General features: G+C 57.8%; 30 protein-coding genes and 1 pseudogene. 16 read left to right on the top strand and 15 right to left on the bottom strand.

Going from position 1 to position 26,980, the window contains the following annotated elements:
• Position 1: 1 nt before the first annotated feature.
• The 5 genes from A6U86_RS17320 to A6U86_RS17300 form a co-directional block, all read right to left on the bottom strand.
• Positions 2-1,048 carry an NAD(P)-dependent alcohol dehydrogenase gene (locus A6U86_RS17320; RefSeq protein WP_068393576.1) on the bottom strand — a complete coding sequence of 349 codons (1,047 nt, stop codon included), beginning with the start codon at positions 1,046-1,048 and terminating at the stop codon, positions 2-4.
• Positions 1,049-1,062: 14 nt separating this feature from the next.
• The gene (locus A6U86_RS17315) at positions 1,063-1,884 is read right to left on the bottom strand and encodes a carbohydrate ABC transporter permease (RefSeq protein WP_068393574.1); all 822 of its coding nucleotides are present in this window, start codon (positions 1,882-1,884) and stop codon (positions 1,063-1,065) included.
• A complete protein-coding gene (locus tag A6U86_RS17310) occupies positions 1,881-2,747 on the bottom strand; it encodes a carbohydrate ABC transporter permease (RefSeq protein ID WP_068393572.1) in 867 nt (288 codons plus the stop codon). The genes A6U86_RS17315 and A6U86_RS17310 overlap by 4 nt, the downstream gene beginning before the upstream one ends.
• 87 nt (positions 2,748-2,834) lie before the next feature.
• Positions 2,835-4,112 carry a sugar ABC transporter substrate-binding protein gene (locus tag A6U86_RS17305; RefSeq protein WP_141683724.1) on the bottom strand — a complete coding sequence of 426 codons (1,278 nt, stop codon included), beginning with the start codon at positions 4,110-4,112 and terminating at the stop codon, positions 2,835-2,837.
• A 152-nt stretch (positions 4,113-4,264) separates the two neighbouring features.
• On the bottom strand, positions 4,265-5,227 hold the full coding sequence (locus A6U86_RS17300; protein ID WP_343287073.1) for an AraC family transcriptional regulator: 963 nt from the start codon (positions 5,225-5,227) through the stop codon (positions 4,265-4,267).
• Between the two features lie 471 nt (positions 5,228-5,698).
• Here A6U86_RS17300 and A6U86_RS17295 point away from each other — a divergent pair, with 471 nt between their 5' ends.
• On the top strand, positions 5,699-5,950 hold the full coding sequence (locus tag A6U86_RS17295) for a DUF1344 domain-containing protein (RefSeq protein ID WP_068394067.1): 252 nt from the start codon (positions 5,699-5,701) through the stop codon (positions 5,948-5,950).
• 130 nt (positions 5,951-6,080) lie between these two features.
• On the opposite strand, the gene A6U86_RS17290 is transcribed toward A6U86_RS17295, so the two are convergent.
• The gene (locus A6U86_RS17290; RefSeq protein WP_083196865.1) at positions 6,081-7,085 is read right to left on the bottom strand and encodes a glycosyltransferase family 2 protein; all 1,005 of its coding nucleotides are present in this window, start codon (positions 7,083-7,085) and stop codon (positions 6,081-6,083) included.
• An 898-nt stretch (positions 7,086-7,983) separates the two neighbouring features.
• On the opposite strand from A6U86_RS17290, the gene A6U86_RS17280 reads away from it, so the two are divergent.
• From A6U86_RS17280 to A6U86_RS35640, 7 genes are all read left to right on the top strand, one after another.
• Positions 7,984-8,193: a hypothetical protein gene (locus A6U86_RS17280; RefSeq protein ID WP_068393563.1), complete on the top strand. Its 210-nt coding sequence runs from the start codon at positions 7,984-7,986 to the stop codon at positions 8,191-8,193.
• A gap of 352 nt (positions 8,194-8,545) precedes the next feature.
• The gene (locus A6U86_RS17275) at positions 8,546-8,755 is read left to right on the top strand and encodes a cold-shock protein (protein WP_068393561.1); all 210 of its coding nucleotides are present in this window, start codon (positions 8,546-8,548) and stop codon (positions 8,753-8,755) included.
• A gap of 130 nt (positions 8,756-8,885) precedes the next feature.
• Complete coding sequence (locus A6U86_RS17270; RefSeq protein WP_068393559.1) at positions 8,886-9,080, top strand: hypothetical protein; 195 nt, start codon at positions 8,886-8,888, stop codon at positions 9,078-9,080.
• A gap of 155 nt (positions 9,081-9,235) precedes the next feature.
• Positions 9,236-9,403: a hypothetical protein gene (locus A6U86_RS35645; RefSeq protein WP_174074050.1), complete on the top strand. Its 168-nt coding sequence runs from the start codon at positions 9,236-9,238 to the stop codon at positions 9,401-9,403.
• A gap of 301 nt (positions 9,404-9,704) precedes the next feature.
• A complete protein-coding gene (locus A6U86_RS17265; RefSeq protein WP_068393557.1) occupies positions 9,705-10,010 on the top strand; it encodes a co-chaperone GroES in 306 nt (101 codons plus the stop codon).
• A 61-nt stretch (positions 10,011-10,071) separates the two neighbouring features.
• Entirely contained in the window at positions 10,072-11,697 is a 1,626-nt protein-coding gene (gene groL, locus A6U86_RS17260; RefSeq protein ID WP_068393551.1) for a chaperonin GroEL, read from the top strand.
• Positions 11,698-11,836: 139 nt separating this feature from the next.
• Complete coding sequence (locus tag A6U86_RS35640; protein ID WP_198929065.1) at positions 11,837-12,004, top strand: hypothetical protein; 168 nt, start codon at positions 11,837-11,839, stop codon at positions 12,002-12,004.
• A 653-nt stretch (positions 12,005-12,657) separates the two neighbouring features.
• On the opposite strand, the gene A6U86_RS17250 is transcribed toward A6U86_RS35640, so the two are convergent.
• From A6U86_RS17250 to A6U86_RS35635, 3 genes are all read right to left on the bottom strand, one after another.
• Positions 12,658-12,924, bottom strand: coding sequence for a DUF1488 domain-containing protein (locus A6U86_RS17250; protein WP_068393547.1), 267 nt, complete (start codon positions 12,922-12,924; stop codon positions 12,658-12,660).
• A gap of 66 nt (positions 12,925-12,990) precedes the next feature.
• Complete coding sequence (locus tag A6U86_RS17245) at positions 12,991-13,257, bottom strand: hypothetical protein (protein WP_068393546.1); 267 nt, start codon at positions 13,255-13,257, stop codon at positions 12,991-12,993.
• A 62-nt stretch (positions 13,258-13,319) separates the two neighbouring features.
• Positions 13,320-13,466, bottom strand: a complete 147-nt coding sequence (locus A6U86_RS35635) for a hypothetical protein (RefSeq protein ID WP_198929064.1) — start codon at positions 13,464-13,466, stop codon at positions 13,320-13,322.
• A 1,001-nt stretch (positions 13,467-14,467) separates the two neighbouring features.
• Here A6U86_RS35635 and A6U86_RS17235 point away from each other — a divergent pair.
• Complete coding sequence (locus tag A6U86_RS17235; RefSeq protein WP_068393543.1) at positions 14,468-16,150, top strand: ABC transporter ATP-binding protein; 1,683 nt, start codon at positions 14,468-14,470, stop codon at positions 16,148-16,150.
• On the opposite strand, the gene A6U86_RS17230 is transcribed toward A6U86_RS17235, so the two are convergent.
• On the bottom strand, positions 16,134-17,192 hold the full coding sequence (locus A6U86_RS17230) for an isopenicillin N synthase family oxygenase (protein ID WP_068393541.1): 1,059 nt from the start codon (positions 17,190-17,192) through the stop codon (positions 16,134-16,136). The two genes, A6U86_RS17235 and A6U86_RS17230, sit on opposite strands and share 17 nt — an antisense overlap.
• Positions 17,193-17,550: 358 nt before the next feature.
• Here A6U86_RS17230 and A6U86_RS17225 point away from each other — a divergent pair, with 358 nt between their 5' ends.
• Positions 17,551-19,254 carry a cyclic peptide export ABC transporter gene (locus tag A6U86_RS17225; RefSeq protein WP_068393539.1) on the top strand — a complete coding sequence of 568 codons (1,704 nt, stop codon included), beginning with the start codon at positions 17,551-17,553 and terminating at the stop codon, positions 19,252-19,254.
• On the opposite strand, the gene A6U86_RS17220 is transcribed toward A6U86_RS17225, so the two are convergent.
• The gene (locus tag A6U86_RS17220) at positions 19,240-20,277 is read right to left on the bottom strand and encodes a 4-hydroxythreonine-4-phosphate dehydrogenase PdxA (protein WP_068393537.1); all 1,038 of its coding nucleotides are present in this window, start codon (positions 20,275-20,277) and stop codon (positions 19,240-19,242) included. The genes A6U86_RS17225 and A6U86_RS17220 overlap by 15 nt on opposite strands.
• Positions 20,278-20,457: 180 nt before the next feature.
• Here A6U86_RS17220 and A6U86_RS17215 point away from each other — a divergent pair, with 180 nt between their 5' ends.
• From A6U86_RS17215 to A6U86_RS34780, 3 genes are all read left to right on the top strand, one after another.
• Positions 20,458-21,144 (top strand): GntR family transcriptional regulator, encoded by a 687-nt coding sequence (locus A6U86_RS17215; RefSeq protein ID WP_068393536.1) that lies wholly within the window; start codon positions 20,458-20,460, stop codon positions 21,142-21,144.
• A gap of 192 nt (positions 21,145-21,336) precedes the next feature.
• Complete coding sequence (locus A6U86_RS17210) at positions 21,337-22,341, top strand: phosphotransferase family protein (RefSeq protein ID WP_141683723.1); 1,005 nt, start codon at positions 21,337-21,339, stop codon at positions 22,339-22,341.
• Positions 22,342-22,530: a hypothetical protein gene (locus A6U86_RS34780; RefSeq protein ID WP_083196863.1), complete on the top strand. Its 189-nt coding sequence runs from the start codon at positions 22,342-22,344 to the stop codon at positions 22,528-22,530.
• Between the two features lie 111 nt (positions 22,531-22,641).
• Here A6U86_RS34780 and A6U86_RS17205 read toward each other — a convergent pair whose 3' ends face one another.
• Positions 22,642-23,175, bottom strand: a complete 534-nt coding sequence (locus A6U86_RS17205; protein ID WP_244509962.1) for an adenylate kinase — start codon at positions 23,173-23,175, stop codon at positions 22,642-22,644.
• Between the two features lie 105 nt (positions 23,176-23,280).
• Positions 23,281-23,784: an NUDIX hydrolase gene (locus tag A6U86_RS17200; RefSeq protein WP_068394063.1), complete on the bottom strand. Its 504-nt coding sequence runs from the start codon at positions 23,782-23,784 to the stop codon at positions 23,281-23,283.
• 114 nt (positions 23,785-23,898) lie between these two features.
• Between A6U86_RS17200 and A6U86_RS17195 the strand changes: the two genes are divergently transcribed.
• The 3 genes from A6U86_RS17195 to A6U86_RS17185 are packed head-to-tail and all read left to right on the top strand — an operon-like array spanning position 23,899 to position 25,726.
• Positions 23,899-24,285: a VOC family protein gene (locus A6U86_RS17195; protein ID WP_068393534.1), complete on the top strand. Its 387-nt coding sequence runs from the start codon at positions 23,899-23,901 to the stop codon at positions 24,283-24,285.
• A gap of 39 nt (positions 24,286-24,324) precedes the next feature.
• On the top strand, positions 24,325-24,822 hold the full coding sequence (locus tag A6U86_RS17190) for a GNAT family N-acetyltransferase (protein ID WP_068394062.1): 498 nt from the start codon (positions 24,325-24,327) through the stop codon (positions 24,820-24,822).
• 25 nt (positions 24,823-24,847) lie between these two features.
• On the top strand, positions 24,848-25,726 hold the full coding sequence (locus A6U86_RS17185) for a phosphotransferase (protein ID WP_068394060.1): 879 nt from the start codon (positions 24,848-24,850) through the stop codon (positions 25,724-25,726).
• A 31-nt stretch (positions 25,727-25,757) separates the two neighbouring features.
• Here A6U86_RS17185 and A6U86_RS17180 read toward each other — a convergent pair whose 3' ends face one another.
• Together A6U86_RS17180 and A6U86_RS17175 are read right to left on the bottom strand one after the other, a co-directional pair.
• A complete protein-coding gene (locus A6U86_RS17180) occupies positions 25,758-26,315 on the bottom strand; it encodes a cytochrome b (protein ID WP_068393532.1) in 558 nt (185 codons plus the stop codon).
• A gap of 288 nt (positions 26,316-26,603) precedes the next feature.
• Positions 26,604-26,906: pseudogene (locus tag A6U86_RS17175) on the bottom strand (helix-turn-helix transcriptional regulator); the annotation flags it as partial.
• Positions 26,907-26,980 lie beyond the last annotated feature (74 nt).

Raw genomic sequence — 26,980 nt, 5'->3', positions numbered from 1 at the left:
ATCAGTTCCCCTCGCTTTCCATCACGATCTGCAGCTTGACATCAGTGGGTCTTCCAGATGCCGCACGCTCGAATGCCCCAATGCTGTCGCTGAATTTGAAGGTCTCGGTGATGAGCGGGTTCAGGTCGACCTTGCCCGAGGCAATGAGTTGCAGGGCGCGATCGAAGATGTTCGCATAGCGGAAAACGGTCTCGATCCGGACTTCCCTGGCGATTGCTCCGGATACGTCGAAGACCACAGGCTCTACCGGCAGGCCGACCATAACCAGCGCGCCGCCCGGACGAACGAGATCGAAGAGGCCATTATAGGCCTTCGGACTGCCACTCGCTTCAAAGACGATATCCGCACCCCAGCCCTCGGTGGAGGATTGGATGACATCGTTCAGGGATTGCTTGCCGATATTGACGGGAATGATCCCCGGGTACCGGCCGGCGATTGCAAGCTTTTCGGCGCTGAAGTCGGAGATGTAGACGCGGCTGCAGCCGCCGGCGAGCGCCGCAAGAGCAACCATGATGCCGATGGGACCGCAGCCAATCACGGCCGCGACGTCGCCGGGAACGATCCGTGCCCGTGCGGCGGCCTGCATGCCGATCGCAAACGGCTCGACCATCGCGCCTTCGGCGAAGGTTACATTGTCCGGTAGCTTGTAGGTGAAGGCAGCGGGATGAACGACAAAGGGCGTGAGGACGCCATGGATTGGCGGCGTCGCCCAAAAACGGACACTCGGATCGACATTGTAGATGCCGAGCTTCGAGGCGCGGGAGGATAGATCGGGTATGCCGGGCTCCATGCAGACACGATCGCCCGGTTGCAGGTTCGTGACATTCCTGCCGACTTCAACGACCGTGCCGGCGGCCTCATGACCCAGTACCATCGGCTCGCGCACCACGAAGGAGCCGATGGCGCCATGGGTGTAATAGTGGACATCGCTGCCGCAAATGCCGACGGTGTGGATCTTGATCTTGACGTCGCCTGGGCCGAGTTCGAGCGGCAGGTCGATCTCCCTCAGGGATAGCTGGCCCTTTTGCTCGAGAACGAGAGCTTCCATATCGATAATCCTCTTTAAGATGACTTGCGCTTGAAGGCGCTGTTGAGCAGCCCGCTCAGCACTCCGATGAAGAGCAGCGGGGGAATGGACAGAAGAACGACCGACGCATTGAGAATGCCCCAGGGGACATCGCGGCCGAGCTGGGTAAGCTCGGATGCGACGATCGGCAGGGTCTTGGCATCGGAGGTCGTCAGCATGAGCGCAATCAGGAACTCGTTCCACACGAGGACGAAAGCGAAGGCGATCGCGCCGATCAGGGATCGCGAGGCAATCGGCAGCGCGATGCGGAAAAAGATGGCGAAGGGACCGTAGCCATCGACGCGCCCGGCCTCCTCGACCTCTTTCGGTACGCGTGCAAAGGCCGGAACACTAAGCCAGATGATGGTCGCGAGCGTCAGCAGCGTGTAGGTGACGATCATAGACAGCCTGGTATCGTAGAAGCCGAAATCCAGCCAGATCACCATCAGCGGAATGGCGACGGCAACCGGCGGCAGGAAGCGGAGCGACAGGACGAAGAACTGGATATCCTTCGACCAGCGGTTCGGATAACGCGCGATTGCATAAGCCGCTGGCAGCCCGAGGACCGTGCCGATGAGCACGGAAATGCCCGAGATCAGCACCGAGTTCGTCAGGCCGGCAAAGACGCTGTCGCGCCCCAGCACATAGGCGAAATTGTCGAGCGTCGGCGTGAAGAAGAAGAGCGGCGTCGGAGTGACGATGTCGACGCGGTTCTTGAAGGCATTGAGCGTTGTCCAGAACAGCGGGAAAACGGCCGACAGTGCTGCCAATGCCAGGATGAGCTTGCCGACAAGACGGCCCGTGCGACGATTGCTCATATCTTCGCCCTCTTCCAGATGAAGGTGAATGCCACGGATGTTGCGATCATCATCAGGACCGCCATGCTCGACGCATAGGAAATGCGGCCGGATTCGATGAAGCCTTGGGAAAAGGCATACATATCCAGGGTCTCCGTCGAGATCCCAGGACCGCCGCGCGTCATCACATAGATCAGGTCGAAGGCACGCAGCGACTCGATCATTTTAATGAATGCAAGCGAGATGAGCGGTGCCTTGAGCATGGGCAAGGCGACATAGGCATAGACTTCCCAGCTGCGCGCGTGATCGAGCCGCGCGGCTTCAAACGGCTGCGGCGGGAGGGTTTCGAGCAGCTTGAGGACAATGACGGAAAAGAAGAGACCCCATTGCCAGACATCGACCAATGCGACCGTGCCAAGCGCCGTGGTGGCATTCGAAAGCAGGTCCAAGGGCTGGCCAGTGATTGCCTTATACGGGTAGGTGATGATCCCATAGAGCGGATGAAAGGCGAATTTCCAGACAAAGGCCGCGGAAACGCGGGGCAGGATGACCGGGATCAGGAACAGCAGCGACAGCAGATTACGCGTTTTCGCCGCCGTGCATTCAAACAGAAGGATGCCGAGGCCGATGGCGAGAACGAGGGTCAGGACCACCGTCAATGCTTCCCATTTGAGCGATACCTGAATGGCATTGAGAAAACGCCGATCGGAAAAGAGCGAAAGGTAGTTCGCAAGGCCGATGAACCGGCCATCCGGCCTGCTAAGCTCGCGATCCTCGAGGGAAATGACAATGGCATAGACCGTCGGCACGAACGCCAATATGGCCAGGATGATCATGGCGGGCGTCAAAAAGACCGCCGGTAGCAATACACGTTTGTTTTTCATGACTTACCTTCCGGCGGCCTTCGCACCGATGGACGGAAAGCCCGATGGGTGAAACACCCATCGGGACGGGAGAGGGAGATCGCAGTGCTATTGGTTGCGGGCCACCAGGTCCTTGGCGAAGTCGTTGAGTTCGTCGAGACCGCCCTTGATATCGGTGCGCGTGCCCGTGATAAGCTCTTCCAGGATGATGCCCCAGCGGTCGCCGAGATCCGGCCATTGTGGGCTCTGCCAGAAGTTGACGGCGGTCACCTTACCGGTGTCTGCAAGGGCTTGTCCAAGCGCCGGCCCGTAAGTGTCGGCGAATTTCTTGCTCGTCATGATGCTCGTGCGATTGAGTTCACTGAACTGACCCGCATCAAGACGACGCTCCTCATTCTCCTTGGATGTCGCCCAGGCAATGAAGAGGCCCGCGCACTGCTTCGAAGCTTCGTCCTTGTTGGCCTTCGTGCCGATGGCAAGGCCATGGCCATAGCCACCGCCGGTCAACGGTGCGGGTGGCGGCAGGTAGCCGATCTTGTCGGCGACCTGCGAGGATTTCTTGTCGAGCGCCATGCCGACCAGCGGCGTCGACTCGATCAGGATCGCAACCTGTCCGGACGTAAAAGCGCCGACGGCCTCATCCCAGCTGCCCGTCTGGCTTCCCGGCGCCGAATATTTGAAGAGCTCCAGATAGGTCTGCGTCGCCTTCACAGCAGCATCGCTATCGAAAGCCGGCGTCTTGCCGTCAAACCACTGGCCGCCGAAGCCCTTGAAGAACGGCATCCAGCGCCAGACGTTTGCACCCGAGCCGCGCTGACCGCGCAATGCCGTTCCATAGATACCCTTGTCCGGCTGATTGAGCTTCTTGACCGCGGCAATATATTCGTCGAGCGTCTTCGGCGGCTGAATGCCTGCCGCATCGAGCAAATCCTTGCGGTAGATCATCAGGTCGCCGCCGCCTGTTACCGGCGCGAACCAGACCTTGCCGTCATAGGTCGCAATCTTCTGTCGGCCGGGATCGAAATCGGCGTAGTCATAGTCCTTGGGATAATAATCCAGCAGCGGCACGACCCAGCCGGACGATGCAAAGAGTGCAACATTGGCTTCGTCAACATAGTACACATTGTACTTGCCGATCGTCGAAGCGTCGGCCTTGGTTTTGGCGCGGCGATCGTTCTCGTTAAGATAGTCGATCTGGAAGCTGGCGCCACCGCTCAGCTTGCTGAATTCATCCTTGTATTGCTCCAGCAAGGTCAGGCCGTCGCGCGGCTGAGCCAGGACGCGAATCGTGCCCGAGCACTGGGCAGCGTTTGCGAATGATGGTGCAGCGCCGAAAAATGCGCATGCGATCGCGATGCTCGAAACGAGCGATTTCATGGTTCTCATCGAAATTCCTCCCCTAAAGGTCCACTGTGCAGATAGCGGATGTCCCGATCCGATCTGCGCCTCCGAAGCGATGTTGATCGCCGGCATAAATAGTACGGAGCATGACACGCGCTGCTAGCGTGCGTCATGCAAGGATTCTGTACTTTAATGCGTCAGGTGGCTTGGCCATTCATCGTACGAATCGGCCGTCTTTGGCTGGTCAGTTTTCGATAAGCCGATGGCGTGACCTTGTGCTGGCGAAGGAATGTTCTGTTGAAATTGGAGATGTTGAGATAGCCGACTTCGAAGCAGATATCCGTGATCGGCATATCGGTTTCAGACAGCAATTTGCAGGCCTGCCAAACCCTGAGCTTGTTGACGTGATCGGTAAAGTTGTTGCCGGTATTCTTTTTGAAGAACCGGGAAAATGCACTTTCGCTCATTCCTGCCAGTTCGGCCAATTCGCCGATGTGAATGTCGGAGGCCAGGTGCTCGAAAATATAGATGAGAGATCGCTGAAGGACGTCCAGCCTCTCGGCGTCGAGCTTGGGAGCAAACTCCAATGACGACAGGATCTCGTACTCGTCTGAGGATGACAGCAATTCGAGCAGGCTGACGAAAAGAGACAGGCGGGCAAGGCCTTTAAGATGTCCCATCCGCTCGATCAGTTCGCCGCCCTCCTTTCGCGTGTTGCCTGTGAAAACAAGGCCGCGTTCGGTGCGGCGAAAGAAGTCTTCGAGCTGATTGAACTCCGGCATTGCCTGGGTGATGGCCCGGAGCCGAGCGGGGTCGAACTGGATAACGATATCCCTGCCTTGAATAATCTCTCCGGGTTCGGTCGTGGTCACCCAGTCGTGCGGAAGATTGGGGCCGACGATCGTCAGATAGCCCGGATCGAATTCGCCTATATGATCGCCGACGAATGCCAACCCGCGTGTCTTCCTCAGGAGATGTATCTCGATCTCGGGGTGGAAGTTCCAGACGTTTCTTGCCCATGGATAGTCGTCCATTCGCCAGAGGAATGTCTCGTTGACGTCAGTGACGATGTGCTCGAAGGTCGCCAGATCGCCCGTGAACGATGCGGTTTTCCCGCCACCCATCCGCCTTGCGGTCTCTGATCCCACGTTTTTCAGCATTCCGGTTTCCGATCAGGGCTGTTGGCTGAGCAATCCATTTGTCTTTCTGCTCTCCGCCGCAAGCAAAGTCGCTTATATTCTCGAGTAGGTGATAATTTAACGGCACGAGCAGGGTCTCGTCTACATCCAGATAGGTCTGTTGTTTGCCGATCGATGTTCGCGCGCGCATGGCGGATCGAGAATTGTCCCGACCACTTGCATTTTCCACCTCTACCTCGTTGTCGTGGCTGATCCAGCTGCGGGAAGACTTGGGGTCGCGGTTCTCTCTCAATCGCTGAATGGTGGCAGTGCGCAACAGTCACTTAGATAGCCGGCCGGTATCTCAGCGATTAGTTCTGTAATGACTATCACTGTTGGTGGCGATCATGGGTGTACGCATCCACGTTCACTACACAGAGTGTCCATGCTATCTCATTACAGTGACGCTACATGTCGGTTGTTAGCAAGCTCGTTAACAAGGAGACAATAAGAATGCGAAAGCTACTCATCATTGCAGCAACGACAACTGTTCTTGCGGCCAGTGCGGTCTCGGCTGCGACCATTTCCGGCGAGATCAAATTCGTCGATGCCAAGCAGCGAACGATCACTCTTAGCGATGGGAAAGTTTATTGGCTTACTGTCGCGCAGAAGGTTGATAGCCTGAAAATTGGCGAGAAGGTTACCATCAAATACGACCAGTCCGGTACAAAGTCCGTGGTCTCGAAAATCGACGCGATAAAATAGCGCTGACCGATTGATCCCTCTCGGATCTCGATAGAACACTCGGAAAAAAAATGATGCAGCCGGTTTATTATCCGCCTGCATCTCACGTCTTTGGGGGTCGCAAGACAGCGGCTACACTTCCCGCGCAATTCTACGATCCATGGATCCTGTCATAGTGCGCGGAAGTCCGCCCAAGGCATGCCTGAACAAGTCCCGCCATGCTGCCCAGGCATGATGCGGCTCGCACAAGCGTGTTCCCGCGAGTGAATGGCGCGGCCAAAACATAGAATGATAGCCTCAATATCCTGCCGGTGATCGAGCCGGCCAGGTGGACGGCCGCGATGGCCGGCTTGGCCTTCAATTTCTTGCTGATCATGTTGGTGCTGTGATCCCGGCTGCGCAGATATTGGTAACGCAGGGTGAGCCGCTCGATCGGAACGGTCTCAAAGACAATGGCGCGCGGCGCCCATCCAGTCTTTGCTCCTAGTCTCTTCGCCTGCAACCAGAGCTGCCAGTCTTCGCCACCAGATAGGCCGAGACTATTGTCGAAGCGCAAACCCGTGCTGCGGAAAAACGCCAGATTTGCCATCCAGCTCCCGGTCGCAATTCTGATGCATTGAGATTTGCCGATGCTGTGATTGCGCAGCGCTTTTGCCTCGCCGCTTCTATTCACCTTGTTCATTCCCGACCAGACCATTTTCCTCCACATCGATATATCAGGTGAAGGGGGGGCAAAGCGGACGGGAGATCCGAGAATATCGAGATGAAAGGCATCTCTTTCGGCAAGCAGTTCGATAAGCCAGTCTTGAGAGACGACCTCGTCATCGTCGGCAAAGGTGAGCAGATGGCCGTTGGCGCTGAGCGCGGCTTCCAGAACGTGATTGCGTGCGAATGCGATGCCGAGACGTGGCTCGATTTCATACTGGATCGTGCATTGCGGCAGCCGCTTGCCAAATTCATCGATGATATCTTGCAAGGTGGGGCTGTCATTGTTCTCGACAATGATGAAATGCAAATGAGCATTCGGGGGGCTATGCATTTCGGCATAGGATGCCAGGAGCGCGCGTAGCATCACTGGCCTCCCGCGCGTGATCGTGCCGATACAAATGCGGCGATTGTCGGAGATCGGTGAGCATTCGCTCAGGGTGTCGTTCATGGTCAAGGGTTACACAGTTGTGCGGCTCGTCCGGATAAGTCCGCGGGGCGCATGGTTTGGCGAGGCAGCGACAGACAATCGTGCTGGGGGCGGGCGCTTCCTTGCATGGCAGCGGAGAAACCTTCGCCGTCTGCTTCGGCAATGAGGCTTTTGATTCCGGCCGGTACATCGCGATAGGAGTAGCGAGAGCCACCCACCGGGCTATCGGATGCGGTGCTATGGCTATGAAGGCGATCAAGGCCGTGTTGGTCGACCCGAAACAAGCCCGTGTCGGCCCGACGATCTAAACCCAAAGTGACTTCGCTTCGATGAAGCTTCTGGTCGGAGCGTGTACCTCGGCGTGCTGGAGGCTGGGATTGTTTCTTCCAGCGTCGCCTGCGCCAATGCCATAGCCGCGTTGGCTTGTGCCAGGTCGTTGCCTGTTGCGGTGCGTTGCTTCTGGAGCGCATCTGCCGGGCCAAACGTTGATGGGCGTTCACCTGCGCCGCCTTCGCGTGTTGCGAAGGACTTTTAGTGCTCGCAAGATTCGCTAGGAGGAGGCTGGGACCGGTGTGGCCTGGAAGCTCGGTTGCGGCGGGAATGGGATGGGCGGCAAGCTCGATGAGACCAACTGTGGGCGCCGGTACTTCCGCGCTTTCCTGTGCGTGCGCAATTCCGGCCATTGAGGCGAGCAGAAGCCAGGCAAGGAGATGGGACCTCCGGCGTGTCTGTCTAAGGGTGGTCCGCATCGATGCATGTCCTGGTTACCCGCCATCATGGCGAGATCGAAAAGGAGGGAACGCATGGGCTCCGCCGGAACCTGCCCGGATACAGCCCATGCTTGTTGCCGAATACGATATGACCCGCAGATTGTTGCGCTTCTGTTTGCTGTATGTGGAGGTTGTGTGGAGGCGGACGTTTGAATATTGACCGCCGGGTCGGCTCGGCCTTTCCTGATGAAAAGGGGGCGAATGGAAATGTTTTTATCCTGACCGCATCCGACGGTGACATCGCCGATATCTATCGTCCCGAAGCAGATGCATCGGATCGTATGGCGCTCCGAATTCTATATCAGCTGGCCGAGGAAGCCGTTGGTTCCGCGTGGATGCCAGGCGAGGAAAGCCTGTAAATCAGGGGAATTCATGAGAATTGGAAAAGGCCTTTTTACGCTTCTTGTGACTTTGCTGTCCCTTGCAGGCCATGCTCAGTAGCATGGCATCTCTGTCGACCCTACGCCGGATGTTAATGACGGGCTCGGCGGGATACTCCTGGCGGGCCTCATCGCCACAACGGAAAACCAATGGTTGACTATCTCGCGAATATCGCTATTAACGGTTTATCGATCTTTTGCTTGCCGAGCTTTGGTTACCGCGCGATTGGCACCGCGCCCTAAACGAACTTCCTTTCAAAAATAATCGCTATCACCATCCGCGAAACATCGTTTCGTCGGTATCTCAATCTATGCTTTGAAAGGGTTCATCATGACCACGGGCACAGTAAAATGGTTCAATTCCACCAAGGGCTTCGGCTTCATTCAGCCTGATGACGGCGGCGCTGACGCCTTCGTACATATCTCTGCCGTCGAGCGCGCCGGAATGCGCGAAATCGTCGAAGGCCAGAAGATCGGCTACGAACTTGAGCGCGACGTCAAGTCGGGCAAGTTGTCGGCCTGCAACCTGCAGGCCGCATAATCGAAACCTGTATTCCCCTTGACCACGGATGTACTGGCACTGGGAAAAGCATGTTTATCTGGAAGGCCGGGCATTGCCCGGCCTTTTTTCGTTGCTCAAGCAACATTGAAGACCTTCGGAGGAGACACTCATGAGCCAGACCTACAGCAAATCCAGGCAGCAGGCGGAGGCCGCGTTCGGTAATTTCCAATCGCAGTTCTTCGCGCGAAACCAGGCGGCCGAAGAAATCGACGTCGCCGAGCAGGCCCGACGGGCAAAGACTGCGCGGCTTCGGGAGGCCCGCCTTGCCAGAGACGCTCAAGTCAGCACCGATTCCAAGGATTAGAGGGTTACCGACCGCAGCTTTTGCTCTAGTCGACGAGCGCATGGTGGTGCGCGGCACGGCTGCCTTTCGATTGGTCGGAGGGAGTTCTTTCAAAGGATATTGCCGAACTTCGGCAGCGCTCCTATCTCCATGCCATGATTTGATGGAGCGCCGGCATGGCAGAACTTGTGGCTAATTCGCTGTTCGATGAGGAAATCGAGATCATTCCGCCTGCAACCTTCGAGGCCAAGGCGGACGCTCCTATCTGTCTGTGCTGCCAGCGCCCGAGCCTATGGATCGACGACGACGGCTGCGGCATCTGCGACAACTGCCTTTGTTCGTAAAGCCCGGTCTTGTTGCGCTCCGAGCCACGGCGGCGACACTCCCTGCGGGCACGTAATTGGTTATGCTGAAATCTCATTCAGGAAATAAGAAATAAATCTCAATAATTCTTCTGATGTAGATTGTATTTATAGCCTGCGATCAGCCCGATTTCATGGAATTATTCAAGAAATAATCCAAAAATAAAGTTCACAATAATTCCAAATTGCCTCTAATATTTCTTGGCACTCCTATCATTCGAGTACCATAGATGTTATTTGTGAGCCTCAGCCGCCCTATGCACCGGCTGCAGAAAGAATCCTCATGAAATTCCGCCCGCTTCACGATCGCGTCGTTATCCGACGCGCGGAAGGCGATATAAAATCCAAAGGCGGGATCATCATTCCCGATACCGCCAAGGAGAAGCCGCAACAAGGCGAAGTGATTGCCGTTGGTCCGGGTATGCGCGATGAAAATGGCGTGCTGATCCCGTTGGACGTTAAAACAGGCGACACCATCCTGTTCGGGAAATGGTCCGGTACCGAGATCAAGATCGACGGCGAGGAACTCCTTATCATGAAGGAGGCCGACATCATGGGCATCGTCGAAAAGATCGACGCTGCGGCCTAAAGGGTCGCCTGACAGGCCGCTTTCCAATTTCCCAATTCCAAGATCGAACTGGACGAACATCATGTCTGCCAAGGAAATTAGATTCTCCGCCGATGCACGCGATCGCATGCTGCGCGGTGTCGAACTGCTCAACGATGCCGTCAAGGTGACGCTGGGTCCCAAGGGCCGTAACGTCGTGATCGCCAGCGCCTATGGCGCGCCACGCATCACCAAGGACGGCGTTAGCGTTGCCAGGGAAATCGAACTGCTCGACAAGTTCGAAAACATGGGCGCGCAGATGGTGCGCGAAGTTGCCTCCAAGACGAACGACCTTGCCGGTGACGGCACGACGACCGCGACGGTACTTGCCGCATCCATTCTCCGTGAGGGTGTGAAACTCGTCGCCGTCGGCATGAATCCCATGGATCTCAAGCGTGGCATCGACCTTGCCGTTACCGCTGTCGTCAAGGAAATCCAGTTGCGCGCCAAGAAGGTGCAATCCTCCGGCGAGATCGCCCAGGTCGGCACGATTGCAGCCAATGGTGACGCGAGTGTTGGCGAAATGATCGCCAAGGCGATGGATAAGGTCGGCAATGAAGGCGTCATTACAGTCGAGGAGGCGAGGGCCGCCGACACCGAACTCGATGTTGTCGAGGGTATGCAGTTTGATCGCGGCTATCTTTCGCCCTACTTCGTCACCAATGCCGAGAAGATGCGCGTCGAACTGGAGGACCCCTACATCCTCCTCCACGAGAAGAAACTCGGCAATTTGCAGGCGATGCTGCCGATCCTCGAAGCCGTGGTGCAGAGCGGCCAGCCCCTGTTGATCATCTCGGAAGATGTCGAGGGGGAAGCACTGGCGACCCTGGTCGTCAACAAGCTGCGTGGCGGCCTGAAGGTTGCGGCAGTCAAGGCCCCCGGTTTTGGCGATCGTCGCAAGGCCATGCTGGAAGATATTGCCGTGTTGACCGCCGGTCAGGTGATCTCCGAGGATCTCGGCATCAAGCTTGAGAATATCACCATCGATATGCTGGGGCGCGCCAAGCGTGTGCTGATCGAAAAGGACACGACGACTATTGTCGATGGTTTGGGTGAGAAAGTAACGATCCAGGCACGCGTCCAGCAGATCAAGGCGCAGATCGAGGATACGACCAGCGATTATGAAAAGGAAAAGCTGCAGGAGCGCCTGGCGAAGCTCGCCGGCGGCGTCGCGGTTATCCGCGTCGGCGGCGTGACCGAGATTGAAGTCAAGGAAAAGAAAGACCGCATCGATGACGCCCTGAACGCCACCCGTGCGGCGGTTGCGGAGGGCATCGTGCCCGGCGGCGGCGTGGCGCTCCTGCGCGCAAGGTCGGCGCTGAAGGGGCTGAACGGTGAAAATGCCGATGTGACGGCCGGCATATCGATCGTGCTGCGGGCGCTTGAAGCTCCGATCCGGCAGATCGCCGACAATGCAGGTGTCGAAGGCCCGATCGTCATTGGCAGGCTTGCCGACAGTACGGATTATAATCACGGCTTCGACGCCCAGACGGAAACCTATGTCGACATGGTCAAGGCTGGCATCGTCGATCCAGCCAAAGTCGTACGGACCGCCCTGCAGGATGCCGGCTCGATCGCCGCTCTTCTTATCACCGCCGAGGCGATGATTGCGGATATCCCGGCAAGAGAATCTTCGACGACGAATGGAAGCAGTGGCATGGGCTACTGAAAACAACGCCCGGCTACCGTTCCCCCGGTCTGCTGATGGAGGATGGCGCTAATGCTGTCGCCTTCTGAGAGCCTTTTTCACAAGGCGATCCCGTCTATGCGCGGAGCGCCTTTTCAACCTTCCCTTCAAGAGAAAAACCGTGATCCGCTTCGAGAAGAAAACTGACCCGCAGCCTTTGCCGAAAGATGTCGAGCACAAGAGCCCGACACCGATCCAGGAGCCCGCAAGAGAAAAAAGCAAGAAGTCCGATGCAAAGGTCGCGCGCGGCCATAAGCCGCAAGTAGCTGACGATGACCGTCTTATTTGAAAAGGTGATGCGCTGTCTGCCCAAGGTCTTCGGATACACGCATGGTCTCGAAAATTGCAGTTGGGGTATTGGCTTTGCGTGAGATCAATGCACGCGGGGCAGATGCAGCGTTACGCGTGTGGGAGAGGGATCTCCATCTCGATTCGCATTGAGGCTCTGTCGATCGCGGTAACCGTGGTCCCAGGCACGCGCTTCCGCACTGGGGGATGGGTATGGGTTCTCTGCCCTACCTTGTCCCGCATTCCCACAAGCCTTGGCTCCGGCCTTATAGCTTTCGGCGTTCGCAGTCTTCTTTTTCACTATCAGTTCCCTTCGTTATGTGGTGGCCCATAAGGGGCCGTCATCCGGCATTTATCGGTCGGGCGCCGGTGGGAGACGGTTATTTCGCGGCATCGCTCATAGTACGATCTACTACTGCTGCTGACGGCCTGTGATTGCTACTTAATCCATAGAGGATGGATAGGATCAGTCCGACAATCATCGCGGTAACCATCAATCGTTTGCCAAAGCGCGATTCCATCCTGCTTTTCCTCTAAAATGGATATGATGTTTCCTCGTGCTGCCAGTCTTGCTTCAGGATCGTGATGATGTCGAAGCCCTGGCGAACACACATGCATCAGGGTTTCCCGAAACCGGAGGCGAATGGCTATCGGCTAGCGGAAGTCTGCCAATTTCAAAATAATCGAGCTCTTCCGCTTCGAGGCGTAGACCCGTTCGGCGACGTCGAAAATTCTGGTTCTTAAACTGTCAAATGCCGTGAGATAATCGCGCTCCGAACTTGCAGCGGAGAAAGGCCCCTTCGTCAGAATATCGATTTCCACGAAGAAACGAATTTCAAACATGCCGTCATGACCGAGAAATCGAATATGCTTGGCCGATGCATCGTAGCTTCTGCCTCTATTCGGAAATGCAATTGTCATGTTGCGGACTTTTCATGGTTGGGGCTGTGGTTCAGCCGCGGCGTTGCGAGTGATGTGCGAACAGCGTCAATTGCCGGCTTTGGCGTCTTTAGCCAAGGCAGTTTCAATTTCCTGCGATGATACGCTCAGGCGCTGTCTCTTGCCGATAGCTGTTGCTATTGATGGTATCTCAAGCTGCGTAGACGTTCTTCTAAATGCCGAGAACGACAGGCCCTCTATTTCTTCCTCATCGACAATCAGCCGATAAGTCCCCGCCTCAAGCGGCATAATCAACGATGTTAGCACAAAGGGATAGGCAAAGGTGATTTCAGTTTCTGTGGTGCGTTCCATGATAGATGACCTCCAAGGTGATGAGAGATAGAGCCGCGCGAAAGCCGCGCTTCGATTGCCTTTTCCTACCAGAGGATGCCTCTGAGGATCACATAGGCGATGAACGCTACGCTGAGTTTCCAGGTGGATTCTATGAACAAATCCATCAACCGGAATTGACGAGCGAAGAGCAACACATCTTGGCGGAAGTTAATGCCATGAGCGGAAGACATGCCGTCCTCCTTCTTTGGGGCTGAGGCACATTGTGCACCCGCACTCGACAGCGCCCGTTTCAGATGCTGCCGGTAACATCTAAATGGTGTCAGCGCCTCCTGACTTCAATGGACAATCAGCCGGTGACGCTTATGTTTCCGCTGCCATCAACTTCGGGACCGCGATCTTTGCAGGAAGCATCGTTTCGACACCAAAGTCCTCCTACCCCGTCGGTTGTGGGCCAGGAGTGATCCGGCCGCCAAGGCCATCAGACCTATGGGCAGGCGATGAAGAAGTCGTCCCGTCATGAACGCCGACAATGTGATCCCCGATAGTTTCAGCCAAGGATATGCGCCGAGTTGGGCGTGCGCGCTGGCGTCGATCCATTCGATATTGCTTCGAGCGACAGTCCTTGCTTGAAGCCTGATAGCTTGAAGGCGGCTCCGAACAATCGCGATTTCGGCTTGAAACTCTCGCAATTGCATATCCAGAACCTGGCGAGAGCCGCCTATCTCCGAGATCTCCATGTCCACTGAAAGAGTGTTTGCCTCGTCTGGACTGATTGGCCGTGCTCGGGGCGTGTTGCCGTTTCCTGAACTGTTAGGATAGTCGCTGCTTTCGTCCATCGTGGGCATATCTCCCGGTCTCGGGGCGGTCTGTCGCCAGCCGCGAATTCACGTGTCGCCGTCACAGGATATGGAACTCTCACTTGCCCTCGATGTTCCAGCGCCTCAGAAGAAGCTGGTCGCTTAGAACTAAGCAGGTGGCATTTTGACCACCAAGTCATTTTCCGTATCGGCATGGACGCCATGATCGCCCTTATCCGTCGTGCGAATTACAGAGCGGATGAGCTTGCGCTGTGGCGAATGGGGCAGCCGATAAGTTATTCATGAGTATTGCGGTAAACATTTTTGCCGCATATAGGTTGTGCCCTGCAACTCCGAATAGTCTCTGCGTGATTGCCGAAAACATTATCGGCGCTCCAGGCCGAGCTTGTCATTTCACAGATCAGGGTATTTCGATGGCTGAAAAAACCAGCGTTCTTGAGCCCATTTCCGAAATTCTAAAAGCCTATTGGAAGTCCGATCGCTGGATGCTTCTGATCGGCATTCTGGTGGTGCTTCTAGCCAGCGTCAGCAGCGTCGCCGCGCCCTATATCTTTTCGCGAATTATCGATCGCTTGCCGCAGGACGGTGCCGTCATGGGCATCGTGTTGGGGTTGGTGATTTATGCCGTGTTGCTGGGGGCGGCTTCGGTGCTGCATAATATGGTGCAGTATCTTTCGCTCATGAGTTCGGAAAACCTTGGTTTCATAGCGCGAACACGCTTCTTCGAACGCATCCTAAAGAAGACCACATCCTTCTTCATCGAGCATAATCCGACCGAAATTCAAACCGCCAGTTCGAGCGGAAGCCGCGCGTTGACGATGCTTGTTCAGCTTGGTCTTATCGTCTTCATTCCCGGTGTCGTGCAAATTTTGCTCACGCTGGTGACGCTGGGTGCATTGATCGATCTGCAGGTGATGACCATCGTCATAGTCTATGGTGCGATGACCATTGCGTTGACGGTGATTTCCGTTCGCCGCGCCCGGGTCTACCTGGATGAAGCGATCGAGGCCGGTCAGGAAAACGCGCGCTTCGTGGGAAATGCCATGAACGCGATGGAAACGCTGCGCCATTTCGGCAGTCATGACTGGATGAAGCGGCGTTTCGCGACCAAGGCGCAGGAAGTGCGGGATGCCTGGCGCGGCTATGTGCTGCAACGGGTCGGTTACATTGCCATACTTGGAATCGGGCTCTCGGTGCAGTTCGCCGTAACCTTTCTGCTGCTGCTGCCGCGTTACAGCGCAGGCCAAATGACCGTCGGGGATATCGTTCTGTTCAATACGCTCCTGTTGCAGCTCAACATGCCGTTCGAGATGATAGCGCATACGATCGACGACGTGGCGCGTTCGCGTTCGACGCTCGCGCCTTTGGCAAAGATGTGGCAGGCGCCCGAGGAGCGTCAGGTCCCGCAGACGACGTCCTTTGCGACCCAGAACGGTCGCCTTGCCTTTGATCGCGTCAGCCATGCCTATGACAACGGCCGTGGCGTGAAGGAGATCAGTTTTGAGGCGCAGCGCGGTGGCATGACGTTTCTTGTCGGTGAGACCGGCTCAGGCAAGTCGACCATCTTCAAGCTGGCGCTGAAATCGATCGAGCCGGATTTCGGGCGTATCCTCATCGACGGGGTCGATCTCGCCTCGATCGACCGGGCAGACTGGTATTCGGCGATTGCCGTCGTGCCGCAGGATGCCATTCTGCTGAATGAAAGCCTGGCCGAGAATATTCTGCTTGGCCGCCCGAAGGATGAAGCGCGCCTGCGGCTTGCAGCCGAAAAGGCGGCGATCCTGCCCTTCGTCGATGCGCTGCCCGATGGTTTCGAAACGACGGTTGGCGAGCGTGGCCTGAAGCTTTCCGGCGGCGAGCGTCAGCGCATAGCCATTGCGCGCGCGCTCTACGGCAATCCGGCCATCCTCTTTCTCGACGAGGCAAGTTCTGCACTGGACGAGGCAACGGAGCGTGACATCATGGAGCACATTCGCGCACTTGCCCGCGATGTCACCGTATTGGCCATCACCCACAGGCGCTCCGTCATCGCGAAGAGCGACAAGGTGGTGGATATGAGCCAGCTTGGTGAAGTGCTGACTACCGAGCAGTCGTAGCCGATGGTTCGGACGCCAGCAGTTCGGCATAGTGAGCGCGGGCGACGTCCGGATGCGAACGTAACCGGCTTTTGAGCTGGTTCTGGCCGACTTCGCGGAAGATCGGGTTGAGGGGATCGACCGAAATGCCGCGCTCGGCGCGTTTCAAATCTTCCGGTAGCTCGATGACGGGGATTGTGGCGTCCGGGCGGGAGCCTAGGAAAAAAGCGACGGAAAAGCGCTCAACGCCCGCAGGCGGTGCGACCACATCGTGCACGCCGGCGCGCACGAAGCCGTTGGTCGCAAGCTCTAGCAATTCGCCGGTGTTGACGACGAAAGTGCCGGGAAGCGGCGGCGCGTTGATCCACACGCCATCTTCGGTGCGCACGCGCAAGCCGGGAGTCGTATCCTGAAGCAGCACGGTCACGAAGCCGCCATCCTTGTGGGCGCCGACGCCCTGGTCCGTTTCGGCGACGTCGCGGCCCGGATAGCGGATGATTTTCAGAAGCTGCGATGGCTGCGGCTGGTATATGTCGGCAAAGACATTTTCCGGCTGGCCGAGGGCTGCGGCGATGGCCTTCAGAATATCGATGCCGATCCGCGTGACCTCAGCCTGATAGGCGAGCAGCAGCGGTTTGAGCTCCGGCAGGGCCTCGGGCCATTGGTTGGGGCCCTGCAGGCGCCGCCATGCCGGTGTATTCGGGCCGATCTCGGCCGGCGCGTCTTCCGTGTTGATATCGAGCTGTTCGCGCCAATCCTGTTCGCCGCGGGTGCGCTCCTGGCCGGCCCGGTTGTAGCCGCGGAAGTGCGGCGATTTCACCATCTCGATCTTTAGCTTCTCTTCGAGGGGAAGGGAAAAGAAGCGCTTCGCCGTTGCCACGACATCCTCAATCAACTTCGGATCGACGCCGTGCCCCGTCAGATAGAAGAATCCATGGTCATGGAGCACAGTGCGAAGCTCGGCGATGAAGGCTTGCCGCTCCTCGGCTGAAACATGAAGGCGGGAGAGATCAAGGGTCGGCAACGATGTTTCGGCTTCAGCCGGGGTCGTAAGAACGGTCACGGGTGTTTCCTCCCTCAGGGTCTTGCGGCTAAGCCGGGCAAGACGGAATGCGTCTTTTCGATTGAGGGGACGCTATGGCCGATTATTTCCGGATGCAAACAAGATCATCTCAAAGATTGCGGGTGCGAGGGAATGTTTTTTGCGACCGCTAATCTCAGGTGGTGGCTGCAAAATGGAAGAACGCAAACAAACCTCTCCTATCAAAGCGAATTGCGACATCCATAACTTGACTAAATCGTACCTATTTTAATAAGCCAGATGCGCTGCCTTTGCGCCCAGGCTGTGGCGATCGAAGATGGCAGCAGGCGCGCTCCCGATCGTGTCTCGATTTCTTATTCCCGTAGCGAAAGGGCACAGGATGGGCCGGAAACGCGAGTCTGAAAGGCAAGTCCTGCTGCGCGAATTTGTGCGCCTCCTTCGGCCCTTTTTGGTGCTGATGGTAGTTGCGACGATCATCGGCGTCGTCGGCGGCCTTGCGACGGCCTGGCTGCTATCAGCCATCAATGATGGTCTGCACGGCGAGGAGGGGGTGACATGGCAATTGCTTGCCCGTTTCGCCGCTCTTTGCGTCGTCAGTGTCGGTGGCACGGCCATTGCGGGTGCGGTCAACAGCGTCGTCGGGCAGAAGATCATAGCGGCCTTGCGCAAGGATATATCCGCCCGCATCCTGCGTGCGCCGATCGCAAGTCTTGAGCGGCAGCGCGCCCATCGGCTGATGTCGGTTTTGACGAACGATGTCGATACAGTTTCCGCCTTCACCTTCAATTTTTCCGGATATGCGATTGCCCTTGCCGTCACCATCGGCAGCTTCGCCTATCTCCTGTCGCTGTCGGCGATAGTCTTTCTTATGGCTATCGTGTCCCTGGCAGTCGGCATTCTCATCAACATCATCTCGCGCCGCGTCTGGATCCGCGATTATGAAGGCGTGCGCGTCGCGCAGGATGAGCTGCAGAAGCAATATCGTGCCGTCATCGACGGTGCGAAGGAATTGAAGATCAGCCGGCCGAGGCGAAGCCGCGTGCATGGCATGCTGCTGTCAGGCGCGGCCGACAACATCGCTGCGCTGAAAAGCCGAGCCATGCGCCTCTACTGGATTGCCGATGGCGCAGGGTCGGGCGTTTTCTTCGTCGTCATCGGCCTGCTCATCGCCGGCCGCAACATGCTCGGCATCGATGTCGCCGTCATCACCGGTGCCGTCATCGTGCTGCTTTATGTCAAAGGTCCGGTCGAGCAGATTGCCTCTGCCCTGCCGGTTTTCGATCAGGCCCGGATCGCCTTTGGCAGGATCGCGGCGCTGAGCGCCGAGTTTACCCAGCATGAGCCCAATATCGATATGACATACCCGGGTGTAGTCGTTCCGGGCGCGCCTGCGATCCGCTCCATCGAGCTTCGCGGCGTCAGCTATGCCTTTTCCGGAGATACCGCGGCGAGCTTTGCTCTCGGGCCGATCGATCTGACGATCCATTCCGGGGAAATGCTCTTCATTGTTGGCGAGAATGGTTCGGGCAAGACGACGCTCGTTAAGCTGCTACTCGGCCTCTACACGCCGCAGGCGGGCGAGATCCTGCTCGATGGCGAGGCCGTGACGCCGGAAGGCCGCGACGATTATCGCCAGCTCTTCTCGACCATCTTTTCCGACTATTATCTTTTCGACGATCTCGCCTATGGGGCGTTGCCGGAAGAGGCCGCGCCGCATCTGCAGCGTCTCGGCATTGCCCACAAGGTCTCGATCGACGGCGACCGCTTCTCGACGACCGACCTGTCGACCGGCCAGCGCAAGCGGCTGGCCCTCGTGCAGGCGTGGCTGGAGCGGCGCCCGGTCATCGTCACCGACGAATGGGCAGCCGACCAGGATCCGGATTTCCGCCGCGTCTTCTACGAGGAACTGCTGCCCGAGATGAAGCGGCAGGGCAGGACCCTGATCGTCGTCAGCCATGACGACCGTTATTTCCATGTCGCCGACCGTATCATCCATATGGCCAATGGTCAGATCGTCGTGTCCCGCCTTACGCAAGAGGAAGGCGCGAAGGAAGCGGCTGCCGGGCCGTCAGGCGGCGGCTGACAGGCTTGCGGCTCGTCTTGCCATGCGTGCCGCCAGCAGGATCGCTTCCCGGCTCGCGCCGACATCGGCAATTCCCTTGCCGGCAATATCATAGGCGGTGCCATGCGCGGGCGTGCAGAGCGGGAAGGGCAGGCCGCCCATCATCGTCACGCCCTTGTCGAAGCCGATGAGCTTCATGGCGATCTGACCCTGGTCGTGATACATGGTCAGCACGGCCTGGAAACCTTCCTTGAGCGCTCGCAAGAACACGGTGTCGGCCGGGAAGGGGCCCTCGACATTGTAGCCTCTCGCTTTTGCCGCGGCGACGGCGGGTTCGATGATCTCGATCTCCTCCATGCCGAAGCTGCCGCCGTCACCCGCATGCGGATTGATGCCTGCGACCGCGATCTTCGGGTCGTCGTAACCGGCGCTCTTCAGGCAGGCCATCGTCAGCTCCAGCCCATCCAGAATGCCGTCGATCGAGAGTGACGAGGCGACCTGAGACAGCGGAATATGCGAGGTGACGCGGGCATTCCAGACCTTTTCCAGAACGTTGAATTCGCGCAACCTGCCGGTGAACCCCAGGACATCGGAGACGAAACGGATCTCGTCGTCATAGCCCGGATAGGCAAGCCGCATCGCCTTCTTGTTGAAGGGGGTGAAGCAGACCGCTTGCGCGCGGCCCGAATGCGCAAGCATCAGCGCCTCGCGGAAGTTCCGCGTCGCAAATTTGCCGCCGGCAAGTGTGGCTTCGCCGTGTGTTACGTCCGCCGGGTCCAGATTCTGCAGATCGATGAAGACATGACGATCCGTGCCGGCGTCAGCGATGCTTTCGAGTGAAGCATCCTGCAGCTCGAGTGAAAGACCCGCCACCTTGGCTCCCTCGTCGAGAATACGCCGATCGCCGATGGCGACGATATGAGCGGCTTCTTTAATTTCGGGAAGCGCGAGAACCCTCGCGGTCAATTCAGGACTGATGCCGGCGGGATCCCCCATGGCGAGCGCTATAACGGGGCGCGCATTCGCGGCGTCACTGATGGCCATGATGATCTTCCTCCTCGTTAAACCCAATGATTTTTGATAGAGCATTCAAAATTCTGCATCAAGTATTCTGTATACAGAATTTTACATTGACTGGAATCTGCGCCATCGCCATGCTCAGGGAATCGTGGAAGAGGGTCGGCTCGCGGCGATTTGCGAGAGCCATTGCAGTGGGAATCGAGAATGGATGAGACCGGCAGGTTGGATTGGAAAGCCGAAGGCGGTCCAGGCCCCATCCAGCGCACCGTGCTGCACGATACGATCGTCAGCCATCTGCGCGACATGATCATCGAGGGCATTCTGGAGCCCGGCATGCGTCTGCACGAAGGCCAGCTCGGCGAACGGCTCGGCGTATCGCGCACACCGTTGCGCGAGGCGATCAAGTTTCTGGCTAGCGAAGGGCTCGTCGAACTGACCCCAAGCCGTGGCGCGTCGGTCAAGCGCTTCAGCGGCAAGGATGTTGAGGACATGTTGATCGTGCTGCGCACGCTGGAGGAATTGGCGGGCAAGCTCGCCTGCCAGCTCGGCAGTGATGCGGAGATCGCCGAAGTTCGCGCCTTGCATGACGAAATGGTCCGCTGCTATCGGGTGGGCGACCGTCTGCAATATTACAAGCTCAACCAGGCCATTCACACGGCAATCGTCCGGCTGACCCAAAACTCATCCCTGTCCGAGATGCATCATATGTTGCAGACGCGGCTGAAACGCATCCGCTTTATCGGCCACGAAGGCCCGGAAAAATGGGCAGCTGCCGTCGCCGAGCACGAGGAGATGATCGCGGCTTTGGAGGCGCGTGACGGATCGCGGCTTTCAAGGATTCTCGGTCGCCATCTCGTCAATGCATGGGAGCGGGTTCGCGACGTGGTGTGACTTACTCCCCTGTTCGGTAAGAGAACTGTGGATGCCACAGTCGCCGGCCGTCATCCGCTCGCAAGGGCGTCTCTCGGTAGAAATTCACGGCGGCATCGCGTATATCGAGCTTCAAACCTTTCACAGCCGATGAGTTGTGCAAAGCGTTTTTGATGAGAGGGCACAAAGATAGGAAGCAAGGAACAAGCACCCGTGCCGAAGCGTCTGGCACGTCTCGTCTTGATGACACCTGACGGTGCGGTCGTTGGATGTTGGCCACCGGTTCCTGTCGATGTCCCGTGGCGGCAGGAGGTAGAATCTGTCGTACGTGCCGCCCGCGAACATCACGGCATTGACGTAATCATCCTGCGCCTGCTTGAAGTCTCTCCCGAGCGCGGCGATAGCGTGGAGGTCACCTATCTCGCAGAGATTGCCGAACCTGTGCCGACGGAAATTTGGACAGGGAAGATCGACTCCCATCCGCTGCGTCAGGCCTATGCGCAGCCCGGCGGTTCCGCCGCCGATCTTGCTTGGGCAGTGCGGGTGTTGGCCGGGCATGGCCTGGAACCTACGGCAAAACCCGTGCAGGTTCGCACCTGGAATCTCTCCAGCGTCTGGCGGATACCCATCGGCGACCAATCGGCATGGCTGAAAGTCGTGCCGCCGTTCTTCGGGCATGAGGGCCGTGTCATTGCAGCGTTGGCGGGCCAGCATGTTCCAACACTATTCGGCCACGACGAAGACGGGCGCATTTTGCTCGCGGAGATTCCCGGCGAGGACATGTTTGAGGCCGATCTACCGCAATTGCTGGGCATGGTGACGGTCCTTGTCGACATACAGGCCTCATGGATTGGCCGCGTCGAAGAATTGCGCGGGATGGGATTGCCCGATTGGCGTGGCCCAGGCCTGTCCATGGCGATCGCCGATGTCGTGCAACGAACAAGCGAGGAATTGTCGGCGGACGAACGTGCGGCGCTATCCCGCTTTGTCGAAGGCCTTGCCGCCCGGTTTGCCGAGGTCGATGCCTGTGGATTGCCGGATACGCTTGTCCATGGCGACTGCCATCCCGGCAATTTTCGCGGGAGCGAATTGGAGCTGACTCTGCTGGACTGGGGCGATAGCGGCATCGGCTACCCTTTGCTCGACCAGCCGGCCTTTCTCGATGCGGTCCCGCCGGAGCATCTTGAGACGATTAAGGATCACTGGAACCAGCAATAGTTGGCCCGCCTGCCTGGCTGCGACCCGACACGCGCCGCCGATCTCCTTGCTCCACTCGCGGCAGCCAGAAGAGCCGTCATCTACCAGCACTTCCTCGACAATATCGAACCGTCGGAGCAGGTCTATCATCAAGGTGATCCGGCTGACTGGCTACGGCGCACTGCGGAGTTGGTGATGAAGGCAGAGTAAGTGAGGGGCGGCGAAGGGTATGTATTCGCGGGCTGCGCGATGAACTGCTGCCAGCCTGTCACCAATTTGGCTTTGCCGGGGGAGTTTATCACCTGCGGTCTGATGTGACTTTCAGGGCCGTTGGGCTACGCCTGATCGTTGCGTAAACATCTCCAGCTCCTCCACGTCGCAAATGCGAGCTAGCTTTTTGCCGGCTTTCTCTGCCGCCACGCACATGGCTCGAATGCCGGGCATCCAGTCCTGGTCGATTTCCGATATGGTTCTGAAAAGATCTCGCGTCGGCGGCATGACTGAGAGGCCGCCGGGAGAATGCTGTAGCGTACCCGAATGCCACGCGATTTGCCTCTCAGCGGCGAGCCAGAAATGCATCCAGAGCGGCATGTCGATGAGAATGATCTCAGTCGCCCGATCTATGCGAGCAGGTATCGAATCCCGATGCCCGAGCCCATCAATGATCCAACTTTCCTCGGATATGACCCGCTGATGCTGTTCGGAATAGTCGTCTATCGGCGCCTGGATCCAGCCTTCCCGCCAAAGGAGCTTGTCGATTTCGAAATGGGTAAGGCCGCGTTGCTTGGCCATATTGCGCGCGAGCGTGGATTTTCCGCCGCCAGCATTTCCCAGAATGACGATGCGCGACATCATATGAACAACCTGAGCGATCCGGCTTTGATGTGACATGATTGGGCGGATTGCCTACCCATACTGCAACCAACCCATTTTGCAGCTTGCGGTCAACTGATCGCACAATCAGACAGCATCGCGCCGCACGAGATGTTGGATGCCGGCGGGCATGGTTTCGATGAGGTCTCGCACAGGCAAGGGCTGCAGATCGAACTGGTCCAGGGCGGCTCGGGTGGACAATGCCCATCGAAATTCGAGTTCCGCATTGCCGTCCTTGATCCGATGCACGATCTCGTTCTCGTGGAAGGGCAATGGCCGCGACAGCTCCGCTTCATAATAGAAGCCGAGTTCATGTACGCGCGTTCCCGCGAATTCGAAGAAATTTTCGATGATGAAGCGCAGCGGACCGATCGCTGCCGGACAGCCAATCTCTTCCTCGATCTCGCGCGCAAGCGTTTCGGCGCTCGCCTCGTGAAACTCCACCCGGCCGCCGGGCAGAACCCAGAACCGGTCTCCAACGGCCCGATGAATGAGGATGTGGCCGTTGGAACGGATCAGTGCACCAGCCCGCAATTGGAAGCGAGAATCTCCAGCGTTCATGACAATCATGGTGCGTGCAGTATCCGTCATTGTTCGATCCTCCATAGGTTCTTATTGAGATCGCCGAGCTCAAATAATTGACATCAGCCCTGCATTTGGAAACGGTGACATGGTGGTAGATGCACTTTTCGAAAGTGATTTGAAATGCGCTTCATCAATCCGATCCCTTTCGTCAGCGATATCGAGCGCTCAAAGATGTTTTATCGCGACGTCATGGAGCTCAAAGTCCTGAGTGATTTCGGGAGCTTCGTTCTGTTCGAGACAGGCTTTGCGATTCATGACGGAAAAGTGCTCGAGCAGACGGTCTGGAAGACATCGGCCGAAATTTTAGAGGCATATGGCCGCCGCAACATCCTTCTCTATTTCGAGGAGGACGATGTGGATTCGGCCTTTGAGAGAATAGCGCCGCATGTCGAGCTTATTCATCCCGTCGAGCGGCAGGAATGGGGACAGCGGGTCTTCCGTTTCCACGATCCCGACGGTCATGCGGTGGAGATCGGCGAGCCGCAGTCTGTCGTCGTAAACGATTGACATTTTCGATCCGCTGGACCGAAACGCTGGAGAATGAGGATGCAAGCCTTGCGTGGTCTCGAATTCGAGCAGCTGACGGAACATCTTCCGCCGGATTTTGATGTGCTGCGCCGGGATGCTGCTGCAGAGGGCAAACGGTTTTTGGAGCGACTGTGTGCCGAGTGGCAGAGCGGTGAACAGCGTTTCAGCGGGACACATGAAGCTCTGTTGGCGGCCAGGGTGAATGGCGAGTTGGCGGGGATCGGCGGGATGACGATCGATCCCGTTATATCTTCCGCCATGCGTATGCGTCGCTTCTTTGTGCGTCCGGCGTACCGGCGACTTGGCCTCGGCCGCCAATTGGCGGCGGCGATCTTGAACCGGCCGGTTCCGAGCGGGACGATTATCACGGTGAACACCGATAGCGCTGAGGCGGCCGCATTCTGGGACGCCATCGGCTTTCGGCACGAGCCGAGGAATGGCTTTACCCACTATCTCCGTTACCGTAGCTCTGGCGATGTGCGCTCAACCGATGATGTTGTCGGGCTTCTACGGTGATGAAATATGCTATCTGACTTTTATGATGAACGACGATATTGCGCCTGAAGAAACCGCCATCCGGCGCCTGCTGCGGGAAATGACGCCGCAATGGGCCGATCTTCCCGTTCGGCGGCTGATATCCTCGGGTACCGATAATGCGATCTATCGCATCGGAGAGCGGTTGCTGCTGCGCCTTCCGCGCCGCGAAGCTGCGGCTAATCTCGTCGCCAAAGAACTCGATTGGTTGCCCCGTTTCACAAACCTCCCACTCGACGTGCCGAGATTGCTGTTCCGGGGGAGTGCCGATTTCGGCCTGAAATGCGATTTCGGGATTTTCGAATGGATGGACGGCGATATTGCCTCTCCACAAGCTATTGCCGAGCCCGATGCGGCCGCGCTCGCACTTGCGGCTTTTCTGAAAGCGCTGCATCGGGTCGATATCCGTGGAGCGCCGCATGCTGGCGAACTCAATCACCGCCGCGGTGTGGCGCTGGAGGCTTTGTCTTCCGTTACGCTGCCGGCCATCGATATTCTGGCGGACGAGATCGATGCAGAGGCTGCGCGGCGGCTTTGGCAGAAAGCGTGCGCGACCGTGTATCAAGGTCCGCCGGTCTGGCTGCATGGGGACCTCAAGGCGGATAATCTGATTGCCAGAGAGGGACGCCTCGCGGGCGTGATTGACTGGGGTCTTTGCGCTGTGGGCGATCCGGCCGCGGACTATGCGGCTGCCTGGTCCTGGGTGGAGCCCTCTGCGCGGCAAGCCTTTCGAGTGACCTGCGACGTGAGTGATGTCGATTGGCTGCGGGCCGAGGGCTGGGCGCTTTATGGCGCCGTCATCGCGCTGAGCTATTATCGGGGCGGGCGAAACGAGGCGCTATGCGAGCAATCGCGCCTCACCCTTTCGCGCCTCAACATGCGCTAGTTCTGTCCGCACAGTTTCGGCAATCATCCGGCTACAGCATGCGTCGCAGCACTTCATCCTTCCGGAAGAAATGATGCCAGAGAGCAGCCAGAATATGCAGGCTCACCACCGCATAAAGGCAATAAGCGCCGTATTTGTGGACTTCGGCGGCGGCTCTCGCCAGCGGCCTGTCGAGCGGCAGCAGGTTTGGCCATTCGAAGAGGCCAAACCAGGGGAGATCACGCCCGCCGGCGGCCGAGGTGGTGTAGCCAGCCAGCGGCATCAGGATCATCAATGCGTAGAGCAGGATATGCGCGCCGCGCGCAGCATAGTGGTTGAAGCCATCGAGCGGCTGCCGATAGGCGGGCTCGCCAAGCGAAAGCCTGAGCGGCAGGCGGATGGCGATGAGGAAGAGTGCGGTCATGCCAAGTGATTTATGTATATCGAGAAGGGCTTGGCGTTGCGGCGTGCTCGGCACGAGATACGAACAGTAGAGGCCGATGACGAGGGCTGAAAGAATGACGATAGCCATGAGCCAATGCAGGATCCGCTGCGATGGTCGGTATCGGGTGTTTGGCGCGTCTTCTTCAGGCGCTAAAGTGGCGGACATATGCTTCTCCGGGTCGTCTGGGGGTACGGCGCGGATGCCGTGATCGGTCGAAATATGGCTGATTTGAGGGCCTGTCCGTTCACCTTCTCGCGAGCGGGCCATCCAGGTCACAAGCGCTTTTCGCGCTTGGAAATGGTTGCGGGAGCCGCCTGGCGCAGATGTCGCAAAGCCATTGCTGTCTTAGGTGCCGGTGGCTCACCGTCCGGGCTTGCGCGTCGTCGTCTGGCCCTGATCGCCGGAGGCTGACAAGATCTCGCAGCTTTCGGTATGCACTGGCGCAGCCGCATCTGCGGTGGGGATCTTGGAGCAGATTCCGACCTCGTGTCCGTCGATGCGGAAAAAGGCTATCCCACCAGTCTCCAGAGCCAATCGCAATTGCGCTTCCGTTGCCCGGTGCAGACTGTGGCGATCGCCCTCATAGTCGCGTATCGTGCTACGCGACACGCCGGATCGGTCGGCAAGGTCCGTCTGGGTCCAGTCGAGAAAGCCCCGGGCTGCGCGACAGAGCGCTGGTGTTAAAATCATCGCCATCTTACCTTGACGCGCGGCTCCAAGCTGCCCATATTGGGCAATATCTATCATATAGGGCATATTGCGCCGGTTTGCTAGAGGTGTTTGCCGCCATGGCGGCCACGGTGATTCGGCCAAGGAAAGGAACGACGTTT

The sequence above is a fragment of the Rhizobium sp. AC27/96 genome, from assembly GCF_001692325.1.
Lineage (GTDB): Bacteria > Pseudomonadota > Alphaproteobacteria > Rhizobiales > Rhizobiaceae > Rhizobium.
Note: the sequence above shows the minus strand (reverse complement) of the source record. Positions and strands in the feature narration are given on the sequence as shown.